This window comes from Aequorivita marisscotiae, from assembly GCF_029814825.1.
GTDB classification, from domain to species: Bacteria; Bacteroidota; Bacteroidia; order Flavobacteriales; family Flavobacteriaceae; genus Aequorivita; species Aequorivita marisscotiae.
Window position 1 is genome coordinate 580,646 of the sequence record NZ_CP122379.1, and the last position, 23,538, is coordinate 604,183.

Sequence of the window (23,538 nt, forward strand, 5' to 3'; positions counted from 1 at the left end):
GTACTGTTTTTAAAATGAAAAGAGCCGTATTTCTACGGCTCTTTTTTATGAATATCACTGAACACAAATTATCCTCCTTTTTGGCATAAGTGGCCTCGCATCGGCGCGAGAATTATGATCAGCAACCATTTATTGCATAAACCTATTCAGTATATCTAACATTTAAAAACCACTTTTAGGGAACCTGCCGTTTGAGTGAGTTAAGATTATATTTATAGTAAATTAAACTAATATAAAAATTGAAGGTCATACTTATGTAACAATAAATATTATACAGATGAAAAAAGCAATGATTATTTTTATGGCGCTTGCAACCTTCGCCATAAGTGCACAAAACAAAAACGATAATAGACCTGAACACCGCAAACAGTTACGGGAAAACTTAACCCCTGAACAAAGAGCCGAATTACACACCAAAAAACTGACTTTAGATTTGAATTTAAATGAAACGCAACAAATAAAGGTGAATCAACTATTGCTAAATATGCAAAAAGACAAACCCAACCGTTCAAAAAACCGAAAGGATATGACAGATGAAGAAAAATATGAAGCAAAATCTGCAATGCTGGATAAGCGCATTGAAATGAAAAAAGCGATGAAAGAAATTCTTACCGATGCACAGTTTACTAAATGGGAAAAAGCCTCAGAACATAATAGACGAAAAATGAGGAGTAAAAATGCGTTAAATAAGAGAGGTGAAAAATAATTGCGGTTTCAATTGTATTTTTTGGCGTAATTATTGTTTTAGTTAATACCAAATTAGTTACATTAGTAACTTCAAAAAATTAAAAACAACTAAAATGAAAAACCTACTAACAGTATTTGCCTTTGCCGTAACTATGCTCTTGGGAGTTCAAACAACCTCAGCGCAGCAATTGTCTCAAGATACTAACAGACCAGAGGTAATTGCCAAAACCGAAACTGCAAAAATTACAGAAGCATTAAATCTAAACGGCGATCAAAGCCGCGCAGTTTTTAGAGCACTTGTAGCAAAAGAAGTTAACTATCAAAAACACGTTACGGGCAAAGATGCTAGCAACGCAGGTGTTAAAGCCAATAAAGAAAAATTTGATGCTTCGCTAAAAGAAGCAATGAAAAAAACATTGACGGCCGAGCAATACGCTCAATGGCTTAAAATGAATAATTAGTGATTGATTATTAGTAAAAAAAGCCCCTTTCTTGGTTTAGAAAGGGGCTTTTTTATGCACCTATTTAAAATAAGCAGTTTTCTCTAATTTAGCTTTTTTGCAACCTTTTGGCATGCTGCAATAGTAGCATCCAAATCTTCATAACTCAATGCATCGCAAATAAACCAAGTTTCAAAAGCACTCGGCGCAATGTAAATTCCTTCATTCAGCAATCCGTGAAAAAACTTTTTAAAATTTTCATTGCTAGCTTGGGCCGCCGACGCAAAATCTGTAACGGGAACTTCTGAAAAATGTACCGATATCATTGAACCTACCCTATTAATAGTAAATTTTACATTTTCCGTTTTTAAAGCTGTTTCTAAGCCTTTGTGTAAGTATTCTGTCTTTTTATTAATTGAATTAAAAACCTCTCGATTTTCGTTCAATTCTTTTAACATTGCCAATCCAGCCGCCATTGCCAACGGGTTGCCACTTAAAGTTCCCGCCTGATATACAGGGCCAATAGGAGCCAGATAATTCATTATTTCTTCTCGTGCGGCAAATGCGCCAACCGGCAGTCCACCTCCAATTACTTTTCCGAAGGTAACAATATCTGCCTTTACACCAAACAACTCCTGAGCTCCTCCCGCTGCAAGTCTAAACCCCGTCATTACTTCATCAAAAATTAAAAGTATATCGTTCGCATCACAAAGTTTACGCAAGCCTTCTAAAAATCCCGCCGCTGGTGGAATACATCCCATATTTCCAGCAACTGGCTCTAAAATTATACAGGCAATTTCATTTTTATTTGCGGCAATTACTTCTTCAACATTTGCCAAATTGTTATATGTAGCAAGCAGGGTATCTTTTGCGGTGCCTTTAGTTACACCAGGACTATTTGGTGCCCCAAAAGTAATCGCACCACTGCCTGCCTGAATTAAAAAGGAATCACTATGTCCGTGATAGCAACCTGCAAATTTTATAATTTTGTCTTTTCCCGTAAAACCACGCGCCAATCTAACTGCGCTCATACAAGCTTCCGTACCGCTATTTACAAATCTAATTTTATCAATATTTGGCACCATAGAAACCGCTAGTGCCGCTATATCGGTTTCAATTTCCGTAGGCATACCAAAGGAAGTTCCTCGCTTAGATTTTTCAATAACGGCATTGACTACCGGTTCGTGGGCGTGGCCCAAAATCATAGGACCCCACGAATTTATATAATCAATTAGTTTATTGCCATCTACGTCATAAATATAGGCCCCTTTCGCTTTTTCAACGAAAATAGGATCTCCGCCAACTGATTTAAATGCGCGTACCGGCGAATTAACTCCGCCAGGAATAACCTTTTGCGCCTCTTGAAAAAGCGCACTGCTTCTTTGATATTTCATTTTAATTAAAAGTTTATTGCTTATGAAAAGAAATTATTTCAGAAAACTACAGTCTTAAGTCGCTTTCTTATTGATTTTTCACAGGATGTAGATACAGTATTTGCCCAATAGCCAGATCATTATTTTTTAATCCGTTGTATTGTTTTAAGGTTTCCACTGTAAGGTTAAATCGTCTTGAAATACTGTAAAGCGTATCACCGGGTTTTACCGCATACGTTCCAATTTTAGTATCGTCGGGTTCTGCGGTACTTACACGTTTTCCCAAAACCTGATCGTCATATTGATCCAATCTATAGCGTTCTACAATGCTTATAAGTTTATCGGGATATTTTGGATCGGTGGCATAACCGGCCTTTCGCAAGCCTTTTGCCCAGCCTTTATAATCGTCTTTTCGCAATTTAAACAAATCTTGATAGCGGCTGCGCTGGGTTAAAAATAAAGAGTGATCTCTGTATGAATATTTGGGATCGCTGTATTTTCTAAAGCATTCGCCGCGCTCATCATCATCGTGGTAAACACTTTCGCCTTCCCAACCTCTATGGCATTTTATACCAAAATGATTGTTTGCCTTCATTGTGAGTTCACCAGCACCAGCACCACTTTCTAAGATTCCCTGTGCCAAAGTAATGCTTGCAGGAATTCCGTATTGTAGCATTTCTTCCATGGCAATTCCACTAAATTCATTAATGTAATTTGCTACACGTTCGCTATAGGGTGTATTCACAGGTACTTTTACAACGCTAGGTTCTTCTGCTTTGGTGTCCTTTTCTTTAACCGTTTGGTTTACGCGGACCACACGTTCCGTATTTTGCCTTTTTTTATATTTTGAAGCTGTTTTCTTCGATTTACAACTGCCAAAACAAATAATACACAGTAAGAGAAGTGGAATAATTCTGCCAATCATGTTATTCAATTATAGGTAGGTTTTTCTTTTTCAATTTTTGGTTCATACCAGCTATGCCTTGTAAACCGCCTGTATGAACGGCAAAAATACAGCTATTTTCTTTGAAATGCCCCTTTTTCAGAAGATCCATAATACCGTACAACATTTTTCCGGTATAAATAGGATCTAAGGGAATTTTTGTTTTTTCTTTGAACTCATTTATAAAACGAACCAATTCAAAATCTATTTTACCATATCCGCCAAAACAATATGCATCGGTAATTTTAAAATTTGTTTTTGAAGTAAATTTTGAAATTTCCTTCGCCTGAAACGTGCCTTTTAATGCCGAAAAACCCAAAACACGTTGGTTTTCTTCTGAAGCCACTACCAAGCCAGCCAGCGTACCGCCCGTACCTACGGAAACACAAATATAATCTGCCGATAATCCCTTTTCGTTTAAAATTTCTTCACATCCCTTTACGGCCAAGGCATTGGTTCCGCCTTCGGGCAACAAATAGAAATCGCCAAATTGGGTTTTTAATTTGTTTATGAAATCAATTTCTGCTTTGTGTCTATATGCTTCTCGCGAAATAAAATATAATTGCATTCCGCAGTTTTTGGCAAATGAAAGGGTTGGGTTTTCAGTAATCTTGCTTTCTAGCTCTTCTCCCCGAATAATGCCTATGGTTTTAAAATTTAACTCTCTTCCAGCTGCCGCTACTGCCGCAATATGATTTGAAAATGCTCCCCCAAACGTTAAAATCGTTTTATATCCTTGTTTATCAGCCAGCCGAAGGTTGTATTTAAGTTTTCTGAATTTATTGCCTGAAACAAATGGATGGATTAAATCTTCTCGTTTTAAAAATAATCTATTTCCAGAGATATTAAATAGTGAAAGATCTATTTCAGTAGTGGGAAGGGGTTCTGCAAACGAAAGATTTTTCATAACACAAAGATATACCGTTACAAATACTTGAAGTGCGACTATTTCACCTTTAAAAACTATTTGAATTATTGCTGCTTATTGCAAATTTGGTAGGACCAACTGCTAAAATGAAAAGCCGAACTCCCCCGTAACTCCGAAATCACGAGCATTTATATTGTCTAAATAATTACCTCGAAAGTTAAAATCGAGTCTGAAAACCCGAAAAATATTTCCTATGCCTACACTCCACTCCCAGTAGATATTTTCGGGGGCTTTATACACGATATTAGAGGCATTTAAATTTATATTCTCTTGCGAAATTGTACCATAAACTGCTCTAAATCCAACCACCTCGCGTAAATCTAAATTTCGCAACAATGGAATTCTCGAAAATATTCTGCCTCCAAAATTATGCTGCAAATGAAGCGACGCATAGGTATCGCTAACAAATTCGTAATAATCTAGCTGCGTAAAAGTATTGTAAAGACTAAAATACGTTTGATTTCCGGGTATGGGATTTAACAAACTTAATGGTACGGCGCCAATAGTAGTACCCACCTCAACGGTAGAGAGCAAGCGCCCTAGCCCCCCGATATTCCAAGGTTGGGTGTATAGTGCCTGCAGTTTTTTATACTCAAAATCGCCTCCCATTATATCTTTTAAACCATAGCTATAACCTGCATAAAAAGATGGAAAATCGCCTTCGTTAATTACAGTGCGTTCCACACCGTATCCGGAAGTTTTCTTTCTTGGCGTATAATAGAACCCAAGCTGTATTTCGGCTTGTTTAAGCACGCTCTTTACTTCGCCAGTAAAAACTCCATCATTCATTACTTTGTAGTCTATGCTAAACGTATCGGTGGCAGATTTTAATGTTCTATACGAAGTAGTTAAGCGCAAAATAAAATTCTTCCAAGGTTCAATATCAAATCCTACTGTACTCAAGTTAATTCGCGACAATCTGTCGTTAGAGCCCACCGAAAGCAGTGACGACGACGCTAAACTTCTTCCCAAAACATCATTACTGTTGGTTAGACTCGCGCCTGTTTGCTCCACATCGCGACGATTTCCCCCAAAAACTGTAAGTCGGGATTTTCTATCTAAAAGCCATTTCCCAGAAATACCATATTTAAAACGATTATCCTTAAACCCGTACGCCCCAAAACCTTCAAGTCGCCAAGGATCATTTTGACCAAAATAGGTTCTTCCTCCCAAGCGAATACGCATTCCTTCGGCCTCATTAAATCCGAAAATTGAAAATACAGGGCCAATATCAAAATTGTTTACTTCATAATAACCACTGGCCAGGGTGGCACCTATGTTGTAAAGTGCTTTAAATCTACCTACCGTTTTAAGCGTGTCGAGCATTTTATAGACGCCAGTTTCATCTTTGCTTAACTTTTCCATTCTATTTTTTTCCCAAAAATCGTCGGGACGATTATAAACTTCATAGTTATACGGATCTACTTGCTGGGCGTAAAACTTTTTATCCTTTGGAATATTAAAAATGTAATTATCGTATAATGTGGTGCGCTTTCCATAAATGCCGCGTGCCTCTTCTTTTTTTCTAAAGCTGAAATCGCTCATAAAATAATCGCGGGTAATAAGAAACGTAGAATCGTTTAGCACTTCAAATTCTTGTTCAATATAAACATCGCGAACCCAGTTTAGGTTTGCACTTTTAGAAGCTTTTAAATTTATTTCCTTGATGGCCCAAGTAGTATCGTTTACCCAAAAATCGCCTTTAAAAGTCAACTCGTTTTTTCGGCGGGGGTAGTACACAATATTATAACACCATTTATTGTCGCGGTATGCACTATCTCGCAGCACATAATTATAAACGTCTACACCCGTTTTGGAAAGTGGGCTTGTAAACGCTTTATCAAAAAATTTAAGATAGTTATCATACACATCGTATTCGCTATAAAGATCTTTTACGAAAGCGATAAGTGCCTGATTATTTTCAAAACCTGAATTTTTATTTCCTTGCAATACTTCCTTTTCTTCAGACAAAAGATTATCGCCATAAACTTTGGAAGCGGCTTCGTTGATAAAAATGGGCAGATAAGTGTTTCCGGTAATTTTTGAAGTATCTGTCTGGTCAAATATAAATTCCATGCCCTTAAAAATCTTACTCTTAATAAGCGCACTGTCAATTGTATTTAAATCAAATTCAAGTTTTTCGTATTTATCGTACTGATATTGGTTGAATTTTTTAACACCATTTTCCCGCCTATTTTCCCAAATTTTTCGAAGAATATCGAGGGCAGGATTGTTTTTTTTTGAAGTTTTCCCGGCATACACCACTACCTCGTCCAATGCGTCGGCGCTTTCTTGCATAACTACTTCCATATTATACGTAGTGCGCGAAGTAAGCTCCACCTCATTAGTGGTAAAGCCTATAAACGAAAAAACAACGGTATCATAACTTTTGTCGCTTTCAAGATAAAACCTCCCGTTCTCGTCAGAGATTGTGCCCTCCTGCGAATCTTTAAAAATAACGTTTGCAAAAGCAACAGGATAATCCGTAGCATCTTTAATTACACCGCTTACTTTGGTTTGGGAATGTACCGAAGCACCTGTTATCAATAAAAATAAAATTAAAAGATGCTTCATGTATGTAGTGGACTATTTTTTACGAGCGCAAAATTAGTCTCTATAAAGCACTTTCTTTACAGCCTTAACAACATCTTCACTATTTGGCAACCATTCCTTTAATAATTCGGGCGAGTACGGAGCTGGCGTATCTGCCGTATTTATTTTTACGATGGGTGCATCTAAATAATCAAAAACGTTATTTTGAACCTGGTACGTTATTTCTGTAGCAACATTACCAAAAGGCCATGCTTCTTCCAGAATAACCAGTCTATTTGTTTTCTTTACAGAGTCGTAAATTGCTTGATAATCCAACGGACGCACGGTACGCAAATCTATAATTTCGCATTCAATACCTTCTTCGGCAAGTGTTTCGGCCGCTTTGTAAGCTTCTTTTATAATCTTTCCGAAAGAAACAATAGTTACGTCTGTACCTTTTCTTTTAATATCGGCAACACCAATGGGGATTAAATATTCGCCTTCTGGCACTTCGTCTTTATCGCCGTACATTTGCTCACTTTCCATAAAAATTACGGGGTCGTTATCGCGAATGGCACTTTTTAGCAACCCTTTTGCATCGGCAGGATTGCTTGGCACAATTACTTTTAATCCAGGACAGTTAGCATACCAGCTTTCAAAAGCCTGGCTATGGGTAGCGGCCAGTTGTCCTGCAGAAGCTGTTGGTCCACGAAAAACAATGGGAATATTAAATTGCCCACCGCTCATTTGGCGCATTTTTGCAGCGTTATTTATAATTTGGTCTATTGCAACGAGAGAGAAGTTAAACGTCATAAATTCTACGATGGGCCTGTTGCCATTCATTGCAGAACCCACGGCTATACCTGAAAATCCGTTTTCGGAAATAGGGGTGTCAATAACCCGTTTTGCGCCAAATTCGTCTAGCATTCCCTTACTGGCTTTGTACGCACCATTGTACTCGGCAACTTCTTCGCCCATTAGGTATATAGTTTCGTCGCGACGCATTTCTTCACTCATCGCTTCTTGTATGGCTTCTCTAAATTGTAGTGTCTTCATTTGTTTAAATTGAAATGTAAATAACAATATTCCGAAAAGATATCGGAATGGGTAGCAAAAATAGCATAAATACTATCTGTATATATAATAATTAGTCACTTTTAACCAAAATTTATTATGCGTGCATAACAAAAAAAAGAAATATATTCTTAACTTCGCACACGAGCAATTTGGTTATAATCTTAATTTATAAATTGGCTCAAATTTTACAATCCAAAAACACTTTTAAAGATGAAAATATTAGTCTGTATAAGTCACGTACCGGACACAACTTCAAAAATTAATTTTACCGACGGCGACACCAAATTTGATACAAATGGGGTACAATTTGTTATCAATCCAAATGATGAATTTGGCCTTACACGCGCCATGTGGTTTAAAGAAAAACAAGGAGCCACGGTTCACGTAATAAACGTTGGCGGGCCAGAAACAGAGCCCACATTGCGCAAGGCATTGGCGATTGGCGCCGATGAAGCAATACGTATAAACACCCCGGCAACCGATGGTTTTTCTGTTGCGAAACAATTGGCAAATATTGCCAAAGAAGGCGGTTACGATTTAATTATTGGCGGAAGAGAATCTATAGATTACAACGGCGGAATGGTACCTGGAATGCTTGCCAAACTAATTGGTGCCAATTTTGTAAACACCTGTATTGGCCTAGAAGTAGAAGGTGAAAAAGCAACCGCAATTCGTGAAATAGACGGAGGAAAGGAAACTTTAAAAACATCACTTCCGTTGGTAATTGGTTGCCAAAAAGGCTTGGTGGAAGAAAGCGATCTTCGCATCCCTAATATGCGCGGTATAATGCAAGCCAGAACCAAACCATTGAATGTGAAAGAAGCAGATGAAACAAGTTCCGAAACAAACACCGTAAGTTTTGAAAAACCTGCACCAAAAGGCCCCGTGAAATTAGTAGATAATGTAGAGGAATTAGTAAATCTTCTTCACAACGAAGCGAAGGTAATTTAAGAATCAAAAAAAGAAAAACATGTCAGTTTTAGTATATACAGAATCAGAAGAAGGAAAAATAAAGAAAATTGCTCTCGAAGCAGTTTCTTACGCAAAAGGCATTGCAGACCAAATGGGAACTTCGGTTACCGCGGTTAGCATAAATGCAAACGACACTTCGGAATTAGGAAAATACGGCGCTTCAAAAGTGCTACAGGTTTCTAATGACAAATTAAATAAATTTAATGGCGAAGCTTACGCAGATGCCATTGGGCAAGCCGCAAAAAGTGAAAACGCAACAGTTATTGTTTTATCGGCGAGTGCAAACAGTAAGTTTTTAGCGCCAACCCTGGCCATTAATCTTGAAGCTGGTTTTGTTCCCAACGTTGTTGCACTACCAGAGAGCACCTCACCATTTAAAGTGAAGCACAGCGTTTTTACGAACAAAGCCTTCGCCACAACAGAAATTAAAACCGAGATTAAAATAATTGGTTTAGGTAAAAATTCATACGGGTTAAAAGAAAATGAAACGTCGGCATCAACTGAAGACTTTGCTCCAAACCTCGATGCACACGATTTTGATATGGAAATTGTTTCCGTAGATAAAGCTACCGATACCGTAACCATTGCAGATGCCGAAATTGTTGTTTCTGGTGGGCGCGGCCTAAAAGGACCCGAAAATTGGGGAATGATTGAAGATCTCGCAAAAACCTTAGGTGCCGCCACGGCGTGCTCAAAACCCGTGAGCGACATGGGTTGGAGACCGCATAGCGAGCACGTGGGGCAAACAGGAAAACCTGTTGCATCAAATCTTTACATTGCCATAGGTATTTCTGGTGCTATTCAGCATTTGGCAGGTATTAATGCTTCAAAAGTAAAAGTGGTTATTAATAATGACCCCGAAGCACCTTTCTTTAAAGCCGCAGACTATGGTATTGTAGGCGATGCCTTCGAAATTGTGCCTCAGCTTACAGAAAAATTAAAAGAATTTAAGGCACAGAACGCATAATTTTTTATTAATTTGTGCCTCGATAAAAGGCTGTTTAGATAAGGAAGCATCCAAATTTAAACAGCCTTTTTTATTGATTTTTTATTCGTTACTTTTATAGTCTATTGTTTAACTGAACAACGCGAAATAAATATTTACAACTGATTTTTGAAGAATGAGTTTAGTGAAACTTACAATCAAAGGAATTTCATACAGCCAAACACAAAATGGCGCATATGCCCTTATTTTAAACGAAGTTGACGGTGAACGAAAACTTCCCATTGTTATCGGGGCTTTTGAAGCACAATCTATTGCCATTGCCCTAGAAAAGGATATTACCCCTCCGCGACCGCTCACCCACGACCTTTTTAAAAATTTTGCAGACCGTTTTGACATTGTTGTAAAGCAAGTTATTATACACAAATTGGTAGACGGCGTTTTCTATTCCAGCATTATCTGCGAACGCGATAAAATTGAAGAAATAATAGACGCGCGCACCAGCGATGCCATTGCTTTGGCGCTTCGGTTTAATGCTCCAATTTTTACCTATAAAAATATCTTGGACAAAGCGGGAATCCACTTAAAAACTTCAACTTCCAAAAAAGCGCTTTCAAAAAAGGAAGAAGCGGTAATTGAAGATTTAATTCTAGGTGAAGACAGGGAGTCGCTAAAATCATCGAGTGCAGATTATTCCAATTACAGTCTTAGTGAATTAAATAAAATGTTAGATGAAGCTGTGAAAAACGAAAATTACGAAAAAGCCGCAAGCATTCGCGATGAAATTTCTAAACGGGAATAGTTGCAGATCTACATCTAAAAAGTAAATTAACAACACTTTATAGAAGATCAATAAGAGCAAAAAAAAGATTGGTACTTATTTAATATTTATGCAAAAAATTATACTTGTAGCCTTGGCGCTTTTCTTCTTCGGAAATAGTTTTGCCCAAAGCATAGAAAAAACCTGGCAATTTTCAGAAGTAAAAGATGAAAACGGTCTCGCTATACTAAACATAAATTCTAAAGAGGATTTTTTAAAATTCGACAACGGAACTTTTGAATATCACTTGGCAGCCGACAGTTTAACACCAAGTGGCGACTACATGCTACAAAATAATCTATTAGTTCTTTTCTTTAATAATCCTGCCGATAGTATTCGAAGATTTCGGGTTGAACAAGTAACAGACAGCACGCTATCTCTCTCCGAAAATAATTACAAATACCAACTAACATCTGCAGCCCCCAAAACTACTTCGGCACTTGCAACGGTTGCAAATACTGCAGAAATTACTCCCAGCCAAGGTTTTACGGTACATAGTTTGTGGCGTGGTATTATAGGGATGATTTCACTGTTATTAATAGCTTTTCTTTTTAGTTCAAATAGAAAAGCCATAAATTGGAAGACAGCTGGTATCGGACTCGCTTTTCAACTGCTTATTGCCATTGGGGTTTTAAAAGTGAATTTTATCAAAAATATTTTCGAAAGCGTTGGTCAACTTTTTGTAAATGTTCTTAATTATACAAAGGCCGGAAGCGAGTTTTTATTCGGCGGCATGTTAGACATTAATTCGTACGGGTTCATTTTTGCATTTCAAGTTTTACCAACTATTATCTTTTTCTCTGCGCTAACTTCGGTGCTTTTTTACCTCGGAATAATTCAAGTAGTAGTTAAGGCAATGGGGTGGCTACTTACCAAACTTTTAAATATTTCCGGCGCCGAAAGCTTAAGTGTTGCCGGAAACATTTTTTTAGGCCAAACTGAAGCTCCGCTTTTAATTAAAGCTTACCTGGAAAAAATGAATAAGTCTGAAATGTTACTGGTAATGATTGGCGGGATGGCTACTGTTGCTGGAGCAGTACTAGCCGCATATATTGGGTTTTTAGGCGGTGATGATCCCGCTTTGCGATTAACGTTTGCAAAACATCTTTTGGCTGCTTCAGTAATGGCCGCGCCGGGTGCAATTGTTATTTCCAAAATTTTATACCCTCAGACTGAACCTATAAATACAGATGTAAAAGTTTCTTCAAAAAAAATAGGCTCCAACTTTTTAGATGCCATTGCCAACGGAACAACCGAAGGCTTAAAACTGGCGGTAAACGTAGGTGCGATGCTTTTGGTTTTTGTAGCTTTTATTGCCATGCTCAACGGAATCCTGGGATGGGTGGGCAGTGTAACAACGGCCAATGATTGGGTAGCTGCAAATTCAGATTATAAAAGTCTTTCGTTAGAGGCAATTTTAGGAACTATTTTCGCACCATTAATGTGGCTAATTGGCGTAGCAAAGGAAGATATGTTTATGATGGGGCAATTGTTGGGAATAAAACTTGTTGCCAGTGAATTTGTAGGCTACATACAATTGGCCGAACTTAAAAACATAGGAAATTCGCTTCATCTCAACTATGAAAAAAGCATCATTATGGCTACCTATATGCTTTGTGGGTTTGCAAATTTTGCGTCCATAGGAATTCAGATTGGCGGAATAGGTTCTTTAGCTCCCGGACAGCGAAAAACACTTTCAAAATTTGGAATGAAAGCTTTATTAGGCGGAACTATTGCTTCTCTAATTTCGGCAACCATCGCGGGTATGATAATTGGGTAATTTTAGTTTACAACCGTCTCGGCCCAGTTTGCGGCTTCTTCAATGCAATTAAAATACCCAAAGGAACCCTTAAAAAGACCTTGTTCCTCAATAGCTTCATTTTTAACATTCTCGCTATTAGACACTATTGCAACGCCTACAACACTTTTTGAAGGCACTTCTTGATACACTAGCGGATTAATAGTTTTGGTAAATTCTCTGGTAGAAATAACAACACATTTTCTGCCCCTATAATGGGTATCGAGCGCCTTAGATAGCTCCTTTGCTTCGGCTATATTGAAGGCAGTGGCTTTAAAATAAAATAAAGCATGAAAAGGATAACATTCCAAGATCCCAGTTGATAGCTCGTACTTTTTTTCCATAACGCAGATTTACAATTAAAAATAAGAAAAAAATGATTTGAAAATTAAAACCGTTGATAACTATTTTAAAAGCAAGTCTAAAATTATTTGAGCATCAGCGTCGCTATTAGTACATTAGGCCATTAATTTATTTGGCTTTAAAATGAAACAATATCACGACCTTTTAAAACACGTAATGCAAACTGGCTCTGCAAAACAAGACCGCACCGGCACTGGCACCAAAAGTGTTTTTGGCTATCAAATGCGTTTTGATTTAAGCGAAGGCTTCCCAATGATTACTACTAAAAAACTTCACTTAAAATCTATTATTCACGAACTTTTGTGGTTTTTAAATGGCGATACAAATGTAAAATATCTTCAAGAAAACGGCGTGCGAATCTGGAACGAATGGGCAGACGAAAACGGCGACCTGGGACCCGTATATGGCCACCAATGGCGCAATTGGAACAGCGAGGAAATTGATCAGATTTCAGATATAATTACAACCCTAAAAAGCAACCCAGACAGTAGAAGAATGCTCGTTAGCGCTTGGAACCCGAGCGTGTTGCCGGATACTTCAAAATCGTTTTCAGAAAACGTTGCCAATGGCAAAGCAGCGCTCCCTCCCTGCCACGCTTTCTTTCAATTTTATGTAGCCGATGGTAAATTATCTTGTCAACTTTATCAACGCAGTGCCGATATATTTTTAGGAGTACCTTTCAATATTGCCTCTTATGCATTGCTAACGATGATGATGGCACAAGTTTGTGGCTACAAAGCTGGCGATTTTATACATACCTTCGGCGACGCCCATATTTACAGCAATCACTATGAACAAGTGGAGCTTCAATTGTCTCGAGATTTTAGGCCTTTGCCAAAAATGTTGCTCAATCCAGATGTAAAAGATATATTTGGCTTCACTTTTGATGATTTTACACTTGTAGATTACAATCCGCATCCTCACATTAAAGGTGCTGTTGCCATCTAATTTTTAACTCAAAAACCCCAAAATGAAGAATTTACTATTTTTAACTTGTTTTCTATTTTCAACCGCCATTTTTGCACAACAAGAATGGGGAGACGTTCGTAAAAACAATATTACCCTTAAAGAAATAGCCCCCATCTGGCCGGGTTGTGAAAAAGGAAATGTGTCCCAGCGCGACAATTGCTTTAACACTCAGTTGGCCACGCATATTTCAAAAAATTTTAAATACCCTCCCAACGCCTACAAAAACAATGATGAAGGTAGAGTAATTGTAGAGTTTGTTATAAACGAACAAGGAATTGTAGATGTAAAAAGTGTTTCTGGAGGTACTAAAGAATTGCAAGAAGAAGCCAAACGCAATATAATGGCAATTCCAAAAATGGCAAAACCCGGAATGATGGGCGGTAAACCTCGTGCTATTAAATACACTGTGCCATTTACATTTAAAACCGGGAAATAAAATGTTCAAAAAAATATTCACAATTCTGATTATTATCAGTTCGGCATTTTCTTTTGCGCAAAGCGAAGAGGTTTCTGAATCTCACGCGACCAACGATAACGTGCCGTTTGCAGTAATTGAAAAAGTTCCCGTGTATCCAGATTGCGACTTTAACACCAATCTGGAACTAAAAAAATGTATGTCTACCAAAATCTCTGAATTTGTTAGCATGCATTTTAATTTAAGCAAAATTGAAGCACTTAACCTCCCTCCCAATGTTTACAGAGTTTCCGTTCAATTTAAAATAGACAAAGAAGGAAATGTGGTAGGCGTACGCGCCCGTGCCGCACATCCCGAGATTGAAGCCGAAGCCGTTCGCGTTGTAAGCAACCTCCCCCAAATGGAGCCAGGAAAACAAAAAGGCGAAGCTGTTGGCGTATTGTATTCATTACCTATTGTGTTTAAAATTGAACCACCAACACAGAACGAAAAAAAGAAAAAAAAACGAAAGCGAAAAAACTAATAATTCCAGTTTAACAACTGTTTAACGCCAATGAAATAGCCTTAAACAATTTTAATATTTATATTTAAAGTGTCGTCAAAAAAAATGCGGCACTTTTTTTATGATAGCAACAAATACATTGGTTTCATTTTTTTTAGAAACCCGCCAGCGCACCGAAGATATTTGCAAACCCTTGGAGATTGAAGACTATGTGGTCCAGCCCATTGTAGACGTATCGCCACCAAAATGGCACTTAGGCCATACCTCTTGGTTTTTTGAGGAATTTATTTTAAAACCACACAAACCCGATTACCAACTTTTTCACGAGGACTTTGCTTTCGTTTTTAACAGCTACTATGAAAATGTAGGAAAAAGAGTAATTAGAAATGATCGCGGAAATCTGTCGCGGCCTGGAGTAGCCAAAGTTTACGACTATCGTCATTATGTTACTAACGAGATGAAGGAATTTCTTTCCGAAGATATTTCAGAAGAATTAAAAGAAATTCTCCTAATAGGAATCCATCACGAAAAACAACACCAAGAATTACTTACCACAGACATAAAGTATGTTTTGGGAAATAATCCGTTACTGCCCAAATACAATGATTCTTTTGACGAAAATCCACTTCAAAATTTTCAACAGGAATGGCTTCAATTTAACGAAGGAATCTATGAAATAGGGCATAATAATTCTGAAGAATTCTGTTACGACAATGAGTTGGGTCGCCACAAGGTATTCCTGCACGATTATAAAATTTCGAATAAATTAATTACCAATGCCGAATATCTGGAGTTTATAAATGCAGACGGCTACAAAGATTTCAACTTATGGCATGCCGAAGGTTTAGATTGGGTAAAACTGAATAATATTTCGGCACCTATGTACTGGCATAAAATTAACGATGTTTGGCACCAATATACCTTAATGGGGCTCCAAAAATTAAATTTACAAGCCCCTGTTTCGCATCTATCGTATTTTGAAGCGTTCGCCTTTGCTCAATGGAAACAATGCCGTCTCCCCACTGAATTTGAATGGGAAGCCGCCCAAGAAAATTTTAAATGGGGAAGCCGCTGGGAGTGGACTGAAAGCGCCTATTTACCGTATCCCGGATATACAAAGGCTCCGGGCGCTATTGGTGAATACAACGGTAAATTTATGGTAAATCAAAAAGTGCTTCGCGGTGGCTCGGTGGCTACTTCACCAAAACACACCCGCGCCACCTATCGCAATTTTTTTCAAACAAACTTACGGTGGCAATTTACCGGTTTAAGGTTGGCTAAATAATAAGGTTGGCTAAATAATCTCGACTAAAAATATATGACTACTAAAACGCAACCGAAACACAACACAAATTTTAAAAACGAAGTTACCGAAGGGCTTACCAGTTTTCCGAAATACCTTTCTTCCAAATATTTTTACGACAAAAAGGGCGATAGCCTTTTTCAGGATATTATGGCAATGCCAGATTACTACCTAACGGGTTGTGAATTTGAAATTATTTCTAACCATACCCAAACAATAGGCGAACTTTTTCGGGATCGCGAAAACGGTCTCGATTTAATTGAATTAGGTGCTGGCGATGGCAAAAAAACAAAGCTGCTCTTAAAGTATATGTCTGAAAATAACTTCAACTTTATTTACAAACCCATTGATATAAGCGAAAATGCTGTTGAATTACTTGCCAAAAATTTAGCTGTCGAAATGCCCGCACTTACCGTAGATGCCGAGGTAGGTGAATATTTTGAAGTTTTAGAACGGTTAAAAGGGTTTAACAAGCGCAAAAAAGTAATAATGGTTTTAGGCAGCAATATTGGCAATCTAAAACATCCAAAAGCCATTGACTTTCTCACAAAATTGAAAGATAGTATGCTCCCGGACGATTTGCTTTTTATGGGCTTCGATCAAAAAAAAGAACCTCAGACAATTTTAAACGCTTACAACGATCCCGAAGGAATAACCGCAGCATTTAACAAAAATATCTTAACTCGAATTAATCGCGAGCTCGGCGGTAATTTTAATCCGGAAAAATTTAAACATTGGGAAGTTTACGACCCCGAAACCGGTACAGCTAAAAGCTTTTTAGTAGCCACCGAAGCAATGGACGTGACAATTGAAGCATTGCAGCTAACCGTACATTTTGATAAATGGGAAACCATACACACAGAAATTTCGCAGAAATACGACGATAAAATAGTGCGTTGGCTTGCCCAAGAATCGGGATTAACAATTGTTTCGTCGTTTACAGACGAACAGGAATATTATAAAAATTACGTTTTCAAAAAAGCGTAATACGAACTACAAAAACCCAAAACAATACAATAAATGAAAGCCATTTGGAATACTAAAATTATTGCAGAATCTGACAAAACAGTCGTTATTGAAAACAATCACTATTTTCCCGAAGACGCAATAAAATCTGCCTACTTCAAAAAAAGTGATACCAAAACACATTGCCCATGGAAAGGCGATGCTTCATATTATACCATTGAAGTAGATGGCGCTGTTAATAAAGATGCGGCGTGGTATTATCCGGAACCCAAATACGCCGCCAAAGCCATAAAAAATCACGTGGCATTTTGGAAAGGAGTATCGGTAGTTGAATAGCTATTTTAAAATACGAACCAGCTTGTCTAAATCTTCTTCGGTGTTGTAATAATGAAAACTCACGCGTATTCCCCCACCTCGAAGCGAACAAATAATATCGTTTTCCCTCAGTTTTTTAAACTGCGATTTATCGCCTTTCAAATTATAAATTGAAGAATGCCTTTCGCGAAGCAATGTATCTTCCTTTAGAAGCCCCATTGCCGCAAAACTCGCTCTCGCTTTGGTGGAAAGGAATGCTATTTTTTTATATATATTTTCGGTTCCCAGTTTTTCCTGAAATAATATAGCCTGCTCCAAACTTCCGTAATTTAAGGTGTCTTGGTGGCCCGGTTCAAAATGCTTCATAAAAGCAGTTTCGGCAGGCAAACTCTCAAAACGTTCGGCAGAATTAAACCCAATGGTTTTTGGGAAAATACGTTCTCTTACAGATTTCTTCACCATAATAAATCCGTTACCATAGCCTGCATTTAGCCATTTATAAGCACTCGCGCCCAAAACATCGATGGCGTTTTCAGCAAAGCTAAATTTCTCCGCACCCATATATTGCGTACCATCGGCAATTGTTAGCAAATTGGGATAACAGCTTTTTAACCGTTTTAAAAATTCAAAATCTATTTTAATTCCACTTTGCCATTGTACAATGCTAAACATAAAAATATCTGGGTTGTGCTTTATAACAGCTTCTTCAATATTTTGTTCTAAATGTTCATCAATTTCGGCATAACAAACTTCAAAATCTCTTGTTTCAACAGGCCAATTTACAGACGGATAATCGTTTTTAAGAAGCAATACTTTCTGCCCTTTTAAAAGTCCTTCCAAAACGCTATTTATTCCAAAGGATATATTGGGAATTAGGGCAGTTTCAGTTGCACGGGCATCAAAAAAGTTAGAAACGGTTTTCCTAATTCGTTCAATATGAAGTTTGTGCTTATCGCGAAAAACACTGGCTTGGTTCATTAAATCTAAGTCGTGCTGGCGGCGCCATTCTATAACTGGTTTTGGAATTACGCCGTTTGAAGCAGTATTTAAATACGTACAGGTTTTTAGCGCTGGAAAGTGTTTTTTTAAATCTTCCATAAGTGCGTGGCCAAAATGGCGAATTTTAGGTATTTTTACATTGCTGAATGCATCAGTAAAAGTTCAATTTCAACGAAAGTAACCAACTATGTTTTCAAAAGCTAAAAAAACCGAAAGAATTGACGCCGAACAACGCGAACAGTACGAGTACGCGCGCCAACGTATAAAACAGAAAAAAAACCTGATGCGCCATTTTGTTCTGTTTTTAGTAGGCTCAGTACTATTAATAATTATTAATCCTGTTTTGGGTTACGGTAATGAAACCTTATTCCAAAACTGGTTTGTGTGGGCTATCTTAATCTGGACATTTATATTTCTTGTACATCTTTTTAACGTTTTTGTGATGAATAAGTTTATGGACAAAGAATGGGAAGATCGGCAACTTGAAAAACTAAAAGCCCGACAAGCCGAACGTATTGCCGAACTTCAGAAAAAAGTAGATACAGAATTACAACTGCCCACCGCGCCGCCAGCGACTCCAAAAAAAGACCAGTTAAACAATCCTTTACCGCCAGACGTACAATGATTACAATGATTGCCGCCGCTGGCGAAAATAACGAACTAGGAAAAGACAATGGGCTGCTTTGGCATTTACCGGATGATTTTAAACGTTTTAAAGAGTTAACCACCACGCATTATATTATTATGGGGCGCAAAACGTTTGAATCGTTCCCGAAGCCACTTCCCAATAGAACGCATTTGGTAATTACTCGAAATAAAAACTACAAAAAACCGGGCGCAGTGGTGGTGCACAGTATGGAAGATGCACTTGAAATTTCAAAAAACGATTCGCAACCTTTTATTATCGGAGGGGGCGAAATTTATAAAATGGGCCTGCCATTTGCAGATAAAATTGAACTTACCCGCGTTCACGGCGCCTTTAAGGATGCAGATACTTTTTTTCCAGAATTTTCAAAGGACCATTGGCAGCTAATTTCTAAAACAGAACACGCCAAGGATGAAAAACATAAGTATTCCTTTACGTATGAAACTTGGATTCAGAAATAGCGTTAATTGCTTTCCCGTATCAATTGGAAAAACTACTTTCTGAAATAGCATCGCAAAACAACCTTCAATTAATTGATGCGCAACCACTATCTGGGGGCGACATTAACCAAGTTTTTCTTTTAAAGTGTAAACAAGGGCGTTTTGTTGTGAAATTGAATAATAATACCTCAAAGTTTCCCAATATGTTTGTTGCCGAAGCGGCAGGTTTGCAATTGCTTAAAACCTCGGAAAGCTTTAGCATACCCGAAGTAGTGACAACCGGCACTTCCGAAAATACTTCCTATTTGTTGATGGAATATATTTCTGTTGGTAAATTACGCAGTGATTTTTGGAGCCTATTTGCCGAAAAGCTGGCGACCCTCCATAAAACCACTCAGCAAAATTTTGGATTGGACCACGACAATTATATAGGTAGTTTAAAGCAGCAAAATAACATCTGTATTTCTGCTTCAGAATTTTACATTACACAAAGATTAGAACCGCAATTTAAATTAGCGTCCAACCATAAATTTCATTTTAAAAATCTTGAAATATTGTATAAAAATATTTCAGAAGAAATCCCGACTGAACCTCCTTCATTAATTCACGGCGATCTTTGGAACGGAAATTTTTTAATTTCAGAAAAGGGAGAGGCCGTTTTAATAGACCCGGCAGTAGCTTTCGCATCGCGCGAAATGGATCTTGCCATGATGAAGCTTTTCGGTGGTTTTTCGGAAGAAGTTTTTTATAATTATAGCGCTATTTTTCCTTTAAACGAAGGCTGGGAAAAACGTGTATCACTGTGGCAACTGTATTATTTATTGGTTCATTTAAATATTTTTGGCTCAGGCTATTTACCGCAGGTGAACCAAATAGTAAATCGATTTTTATAGAATTAATCCTATTTTTGTAATTCTAAATCAACTAAAAATGAAAGCATACATATTTCCCGGACAGGGCGCGCAGTTTACCGGAATGGGTAAAGATCTTTACGAAAACTCTTTAAAAGCAAAAGAACTTTTTCAACAAGCAAACGAAATTTTAGGATTTGACATTACCAAAATAATGTTCGAAGGCACTGCAGACGAGTTAAAAGAAACCAAAGTAACCCAACCCGCTATTTTTCTTCACTCCACTATTTTAGCCGAAGTGATGGGTAGCAAGTTTAAGCCAGATATGGTTGCTGGGCATTCTTTAGGCGAAATTTCGGCTTTGGTGGCCAACAAAACGCTTGCCTTCAGCGATGGCTTACAGTTGGTTTACAAACGTGCTTTGGCAATGCAAAAGGCTTGTGAAGTAACGCCTTCAACTATGGCCGCAGTTCTAGGTTTGGATGATCATTTGGTTGAAGAAATATGTGCAAATACTCCTGGAATCGTGGTTGCCGCAAATTATAATTGTCCCGGACAGTTAGTAATTTCAGGCGATGTTAATGCTGTAGAAAAAGCTTGTGAAAGTTTAAAAGAAGCTGGCGCACGTAGAGCTTTAATTTTGCCAGTAGGCGGCGCGTTCCACAGCCCGTTGATGGAACCTGCTCGCGAAGAATTGGCAGCAGCTATTGAAGATACACATTTTAAAAAGCCAGCTTGCCCCATTTATCAAAATGTTTCAACCTTTGCTGTGACTGAACCAAAAAAAATAAAGGAAAATCTCATCTTTCAACTTACAGCTCCTGTAAAATGGACCCAGAGTGTTCAAAACATGATTAAGGATGGCGCAACCAATTTTGTAGAAGTTGGTCCCGGCAATGTTCTCCAGGGATTGGTAAAGAAAATTGACAGAAATGCCGAAACTGAAAAAGGCGAGGCATAAAATTTAAGATACCTTGCGGAATAAAATATTAAAACCTTCGGCACCAATGCTACCGAAGGTTTTTCAGATTTTTAGAGAATCTTAAATATATTTAAAATCTATAGCCTATTAAAATCCCACCTCTAAAATATCCTTCTGGTGCATAATCATCATTTAAAAGGTATCTTCCACCTCCGGCACTAATCTCAAAAGTAAAGCCATTATTACTAACCCATTTTTGACCAATAGCTAGCCCAATTCCTGTATCGAACCAGTTATTTTTAGTTGTACCTTCTATATATGTATCTGTATTTGGATTGTAGTCGTAATAATATATTTCGTGCTCACCAGTGGCCAGCTGTAGCGACCCTTCAACAAAAAGACCCCGTGCCCCGTATTCTTTTTTATTTAAAAAATACTGTCGATAATAAGGTGTAAAGGCAAACTTTTGACCATAATCTCCGATAGTTTCTCCGTCCGTATTAAAACTGATGGCGGCACCTGCTCCAGAATATTTACTGATAACATATTCATAATTTATTTCAATTGTTTTAAAAACTAATGCTTCAAAACCATCGAGTCTAAATTCGTGCTTGCCCTGCGGTCCTGCATCAAAATTTTTCGACTCTTGGGCAAAGCCTATAAACGACCCGCTCATTAAAATTAAAAACAAGATTTTTTTCATAGTATATCGCAGTATTGAGTTGATTTTTTTTGAGGAAATTTCTTCATCATCCAAGGGGTAATATTAGTAATTATATTGCAGATTATTATATATATCGCTCTAAATAAATTATGATTTATTTTTTATATAATAATGGATAAAATTAATTTATCAAATAAAAAAAACAGTTTTATTCGTTGAGAATTGCGGCATTTTTAAAATTGGAAATGGAGCAAACCTAATGCGGCTGATAGAGCTGTGTTATTCCATTCGGTTAAAGTATTTTTACTATTAAACCAGAGCTTCTGATCCGCGTTTATAAAATTCTTCTCGTTCAAAACTGGGTACTAAATCACCCCCTGTTGCCCAAACAATATGGGTAGCATTTTGCATGTTCAAGTTGTTCTTTTCGGCGTAATTTGTAGTGGCAATTCGTTGCGGTCCAATTAAACCCGCGGTGGCAGATGGCTCCAAAAATATCTTTTCAGTGTCCATCAATTTCGCCAATAGGATAAAAAGTTGTTCGTCTTCTATGGTATAAATGCCGCTCACCAAATGACTACTTACTGAAGTTGCAAAATTAGATGGGCGCCCCACTGCCAGACCATCGGCCTCGGTCTTATTGTCAACACCAATATCCTGAACACTTATATTGCTCATTTCGCCAGTTACCAATCCTGTTAAAACGGCTGGAGAATGTGTGGGTTCCACAAAAAAACAATGCACATTGTCGCCATAAATTTGTTTTAGCCCAAAGGCCGTTCCACCTGGAGAACCGCCAACGCCACAAGGAGAATAAACAAACAGTGGATGCTCTGCATCTACCTTAATATTGGCCTCTTCCAATTGTTTTGCTAAGCGGAGCGCACCCACGGTGTAGCCCAAAAATAATTCGTAGGAGTTTTCATCATCCACAAAATACGCCATTGGGTCGGCGTTCGTTTTTTGTCTGCCTGCGAGAATCGCTTCACTAAAATCGCCATTAAACTCAATCACTTCAACTCCTTTGGAACGCAGCAAATCTTTTTTCCAGATTTTGGCATCAGCCGAAACATAAACCGTAACCTGAAATCCCAATTTGGCACTAATAATTCCAATACTCAATCCCAGGTTGCCAGTAGAACCCACTCCAATTTTATACTTGTTGAAGAATGTCTTGTATTTATCTGTCGTAAAATCAGCGTAATTGTCTCCTTTTTTCAAAATACCTGCTTTTAACGCCAATTTTTCGGCATAGTGCAATACTTCAAAAAAACCACCGCGTGCTTTAATCGAACCCGCAATTGGAAGGGCGTTGTCGCATTTTAGAAAGTAGTGTGCTTCAATTTTTGTGTTTTCTTGGTTTAAAAGCGACTTCATATTTTGAATTTCCATTAACGGAGATTCCAACACACCATTGGTTTTTGCAGTGGTTGGAAATGCATTAACAAAGAAGGGGGCAAAGCGCTTCCACAATTGCTCAGCAGCATCCATATCTTCCTTCTTAATAGGAAAAGAAGGCATTTCCGAACTTGGTTTTCTGTTGGGATTTAGCCAAACCACAGGTTTTAAATTCATAATATCCTTTAAAAGAGGTATTTCTTTAATAAAAGAATCTATTTTATTTTTTGAATACATTGTTTTTAAGTGAATTATTTTTAAAATTTCATACT

The 23,538-nt window shown here is 37.8% G+C and carries 25 protein-coding genes; 16 read left to right on the forward strand and 9 right to left on the reverse strand.

Annotated elements, in window-relative coordinates; all coding sequences use genetic code 11:
* The first annotated feature begins 277 nt into the window (after positions 1 to 277).
* Both QCQ61_RS02715 and QCQ61_RS02720 read left to right on the forward strand, forming a co-directional pair.
* Entirely contained in the window at positions 278 to 706 is a 429-nt protein-coding gene (locus QCQ61_RS02715; protein WP_279449181.1) for a DUF4890 domain-containing protein, read from the forward strand.
* A 94-nt stretch (positions 707 to 800) separates the two neighbouring features.
* Positions 801 to 1,148 (forward strand): hypothetical protein, encoded by a 348-nt coding sequence (locus QCQ61_RS02720; RefSeq protein WP_279449182.1) that lies wholly within the window; start codon positions 801 to 803, stop codon positions 1,146 to 1,148.
* Between the two features lie 83 nt (positions 1,149 to 1,231).
* Here QCQ61_RS02720 and hemL read toward each other — a convergent pair whose 3' ends face one another.
* The 5 genes from hemL to QCQ61_RS02745 form a co-directional block, all read right to left on the reverse strand.
* A complete protein-coding gene (gene hemL, locus QCQ61_RS02725) occupies positions 1,232 to 2,521 on the reverse strand; it encodes a glutamate-1-semialdehyde 2,1-aminomutase (RefSeq protein WP_279449183.1) in 1,290 nt (429 codons plus the stop codon).
* A 67-nt stretch (positions 2,522 to 2,588) separates the two neighbouring features.
* Complete coding sequence (locus QCQ61_RS02730; RefSeq protein ID WP_279449184.1) at positions 2,589 to 3,425, reverse strand: glucosaminidase domain-containing protein; 837 nt, start codon at positions 3,423 to 3,425, stop codon at positions 2,589 to 2,591.
* 1 nt (position 3,426) lies between these two features.
* Positions 3,427 to 4,350 carry a 1-aminocyclopropane-1-carboxylate deaminase/D-cysteine desulfhydrase gene (locus tag QCQ61_RS02735; protein WP_279449185.1) on the reverse strand — a complete coding sequence of 308 codons (924 nt, stop codon included), beginning with the start codon at positions 4,348 to 4,350 and terminating at the stop codon, positions 3,427 to 3,429.
* 102 nt (positions 4,351 to 4,452) lie between these two features.
* The gene (locus QCQ61_RS02740) at positions 4,453 to 6,945 is read right to left on the reverse strand and encodes a DUF5686 family protein (RefSeq protein WP_279449186.1); all 2,493 of its coding nucleotides are present in this window, start codon (positions 6,943 to 6,945) and stop codon (positions 4,453 to 4,455) included.
* 33 nt (positions 6,946 to 6,978) lie between these two features.
* The gene (locus QCQ61_RS02745) at positions 6,979 to 7,959 is read right to left on the reverse strand and encodes a pyruvate dehydrogenase complex E1 component subunit beta (protein ID WP_279449187.1); all 981 of its coding nucleotides are present in this window, start codon (positions 7,957 to 7,959) and stop codon (positions 6,979 to 6,981) included.
* 231 nt (positions 7,960 to 8,190) lie between these two features.
* On the opposite strand from QCQ61_RS02745, the gene QCQ61_RS02750 reads away from it, so the two are divergent.
* The 4 genes from QCQ61_RS02750 to QCQ61_RS02765 all read left to right on the forward strand — a co-directional run bounded on the left by QCQ61_RS02750 (position 8,191) and on the right by QCQ61_RS02765 (position 12,495).
* Positions 8,191 to 8,931 carry an electron transfer flavoprotein subunit beta/FixA family protein gene (locus tag QCQ61_RS02750; RefSeq protein WP_279449188.1) on the forward strand — a complete coding sequence of 247 codons (741 nt, stop codon included), beginning with the start codon at positions 8,191 to 8,193 and terminating at the stop codon, positions 8,929 to 8,931.
* 19 nt (positions 8,932 to 8,950) lie between these two features.
* Entirely contained in the window at positions 8,951 to 9,919 is a 969-nt protein-coding gene (locus QCQ61_RS02755; protein ID WP_279449189.1) for an electron transfer flavoprotein subunit alpha/FixB family protein, read from the forward strand.
* A 154-nt stretch (positions 9,920 to 10,073) separates the two neighbouring features.
* A complete protein-coding gene (locus QCQ61_RS02760) occupies positions 10,074 to 10,697 on the forward strand; it encodes a bifunctional nuclease family protein (protein ID WP_279449190.1) in 624 nt (207 codons plus the stop codon).
* 88 nt (positions 10,698 to 10,785) lie between these two features.
* Entirely contained in the window at positions 10,786 to 12,495 is a 1,710-nt protein-coding gene (locus tag QCQ61_RS02765; protein WP_279449191.1) for a NupC/NupG family nucleoside CNT transporter, read from the forward strand.
* Between the two features lie 2 nt (positions 12,496 to 12,497).
* Here QCQ61_RS02765 and QCQ61_RS02770 read toward each other — a convergent pair whose 3' ends face one another.
* Entirely contained in the window at positions 12,498 to 12,857 is a 360-nt protein-coding gene (locus tag QCQ61_RS02770) for a hypothetical protein (RefSeq protein WP_279449192.1), read from the reverse strand.
* Between the two features lie 142 nt (positions 12,858 to 12,999).
* Between QCQ61_RS02770 and QCQ61_RS02775 the strand changes: the two genes are divergently transcribed.
* The 6 genes from QCQ61_RS02775 to QCQ61_RS02800 all read left to right on the forward strand — a co-directional run bounded on the left by QCQ61_RS02775 (position 13,000) and on the right by QCQ61_RS02800 (position 17,367).
* A complete protein-coding gene (locus tag QCQ61_RS02775; protein ID WP_279449193.1) occupies positions 13,000 to 13,824 on the forward strand; it encodes a thymidylate synthase in 825 nt (274 codons plus the stop codon).
* A gap of 22 nt (positions 13,825 to 13,846) precedes the next feature.
* Positions 13,847 to 14,281, forward strand: coding sequence for an energy transducer TonB (locus QCQ61_RS02780; protein ID WP_279449194.1), 435 nt, complete (start codon positions 13,847 to 13,849; stop codon positions 14,279 to 14,281).
* 1 nt (position 14,282) lies between these two features.
* Entirely contained in the window at positions 14,283 to 14,783 is a 501-nt protein-coding gene (locus QCQ61_RS02785; protein ID WP_279449195.1) for an energy transducer TonB, read from the forward strand.
* Between the two features lie 100 nt (positions 14,784 to 14,883).
* Positions 14,884 to 16,047 (forward strand): ergothioneine biosynthesis protein EgtB, encoded by a 1,164-nt coding sequence (gene egtB, locus QCQ61_RS02790; protein WP_279449196.1) that lies wholly within the window; start codon positions 14,884 to 14,886, stop codon positions 16,045 to 16,047.
* A 33-nt stretch (positions 16,048 to 16,080) separates the two neighbouring features.
* Positions 16,081 to 17,052, forward strand: coding sequence for an L-histidine N(alpha)-methyltransferase (locus QCQ61_RS02795; protein ID WP_279449197.1), 972 nt, complete (start codon positions 16,081 to 16,083; stop codon positions 17,050 to 17,052).
* Positions 17,053 to 17,085: 33 nt separating this feature from the next.
* Positions 17,086 to 17,367, forward strand: a complete 282-nt coding sequence (locus tag QCQ61_RS02800) for a DUF427 domain-containing protein (RefSeq protein ID WP_279449198.1) — start codon at positions 17,086 to 17,088, stop codon at positions 17,365 to 17,367.
* Here the strand turns inward: QCQ61_RS02800 and QCQ61_RS02805 are convergent, their stop codons facing one another.
* Entirely contained in the window at positions 17,368 to 18,444 is a 1,077-nt protein-coding gene (locus QCQ61_RS02805; RefSeq protein WP_279449199.1) for an aminotransferase class V-fold PLP-dependent enzyme, read from the reverse strand.
* Positions 18,445 to 18,532: 88 nt separating this feature from the next.
* Here QCQ61_RS02805 and QCQ61_RS02810 point away from each other — a divergent pair, with 88 nt between their 5' ends.
* Genes QCQ61_RS02810 through fabD form a run of 4 tightly spaced genes read left to right on the forward strand, consistent with a single transcriptional unit; the run spans position 18,533 to position 21,243 of the window.
* A complete protein-coding gene (locus QCQ61_RS02810) occupies positions 18,533 to 18,970 on the forward strand; it encodes a 2TM domain-containing protein (RefSeq protein ID WP_279449200.1) in 438 nt (145 codons plus the stop codon).
* Positions 18,967 to 19,452, forward strand: coding sequence for a dihydrofolate reductase (locus tag QCQ61_RS02815; RefSeq protein WP_279449201.1), 486 nt, complete (start codon positions 18,967 to 18,969; stop codon positions 19,450 to 19,452). The genes QCQ61_RS02810 and QCQ61_RS02815 overlap by 4 nt, the downstream gene beginning before the upstream one ends.
* Positions 19,437 to 20,324: a fructosamine kinase family protein gene (locus QCQ61_RS02820; protein WP_279449202.1), complete on the forward strand. Its 888-nt coding sequence runs from the start codon at positions 19,437 to 19,439 to the stop codon at positions 20,322 to 20,324. Before QCQ61_RS02815 ends, QCQ61_RS02820 begins: the two co-directional genes overlap by 16 nt.
* Before the next feature lie 37 nt (positions 20,325 to 20,361).
* Positions 20,362 to 21,243, forward strand: coding sequence for an ACP S-malonyltransferase (fabD, locus tag QCQ61_RS02825; protein ID WP_279449203.1), 882 nt, complete (start codon positions 20,362 to 20,364; stop codon positions 21,241 to 21,243).
* Positions 21,244 to 21,334: 91 nt separating this feature from the next.
* Here the strand turns inward: fabD and QCQ61_RS02830 are convergent, their stop codons facing one another.
* Both QCQ61_RS02830 and dsdA read right to left on the reverse strand, forming a co-directional pair.
* Positions 21,335 to 21,907, reverse strand: coding sequence for a hypothetical protein (locus tag QCQ61_RS02830; RefSeq protein WP_279449204.1), 573 nt, complete (start codon positions 21,905 to 21,907; stop codon positions 21,335 to 21,337).
* A gap of 270 nt (positions 21,908 to 22,177) precedes the next feature.
* The gene (gene dsdA / locus QCQ61_RS02835; protein WP_279449205.1) at positions 22,178 to 23,503 is read right to left on the reverse strand and encodes a D-serine ammonia-lyase; all 1,326 of its coding nucleotides are present in this window, start codon (positions 23,501 to 23,503) and stop codon (positions 22,178 to 22,180) included.
* Positions 23,504 to 23,538 lie beyond the last annotated feature (35 nt).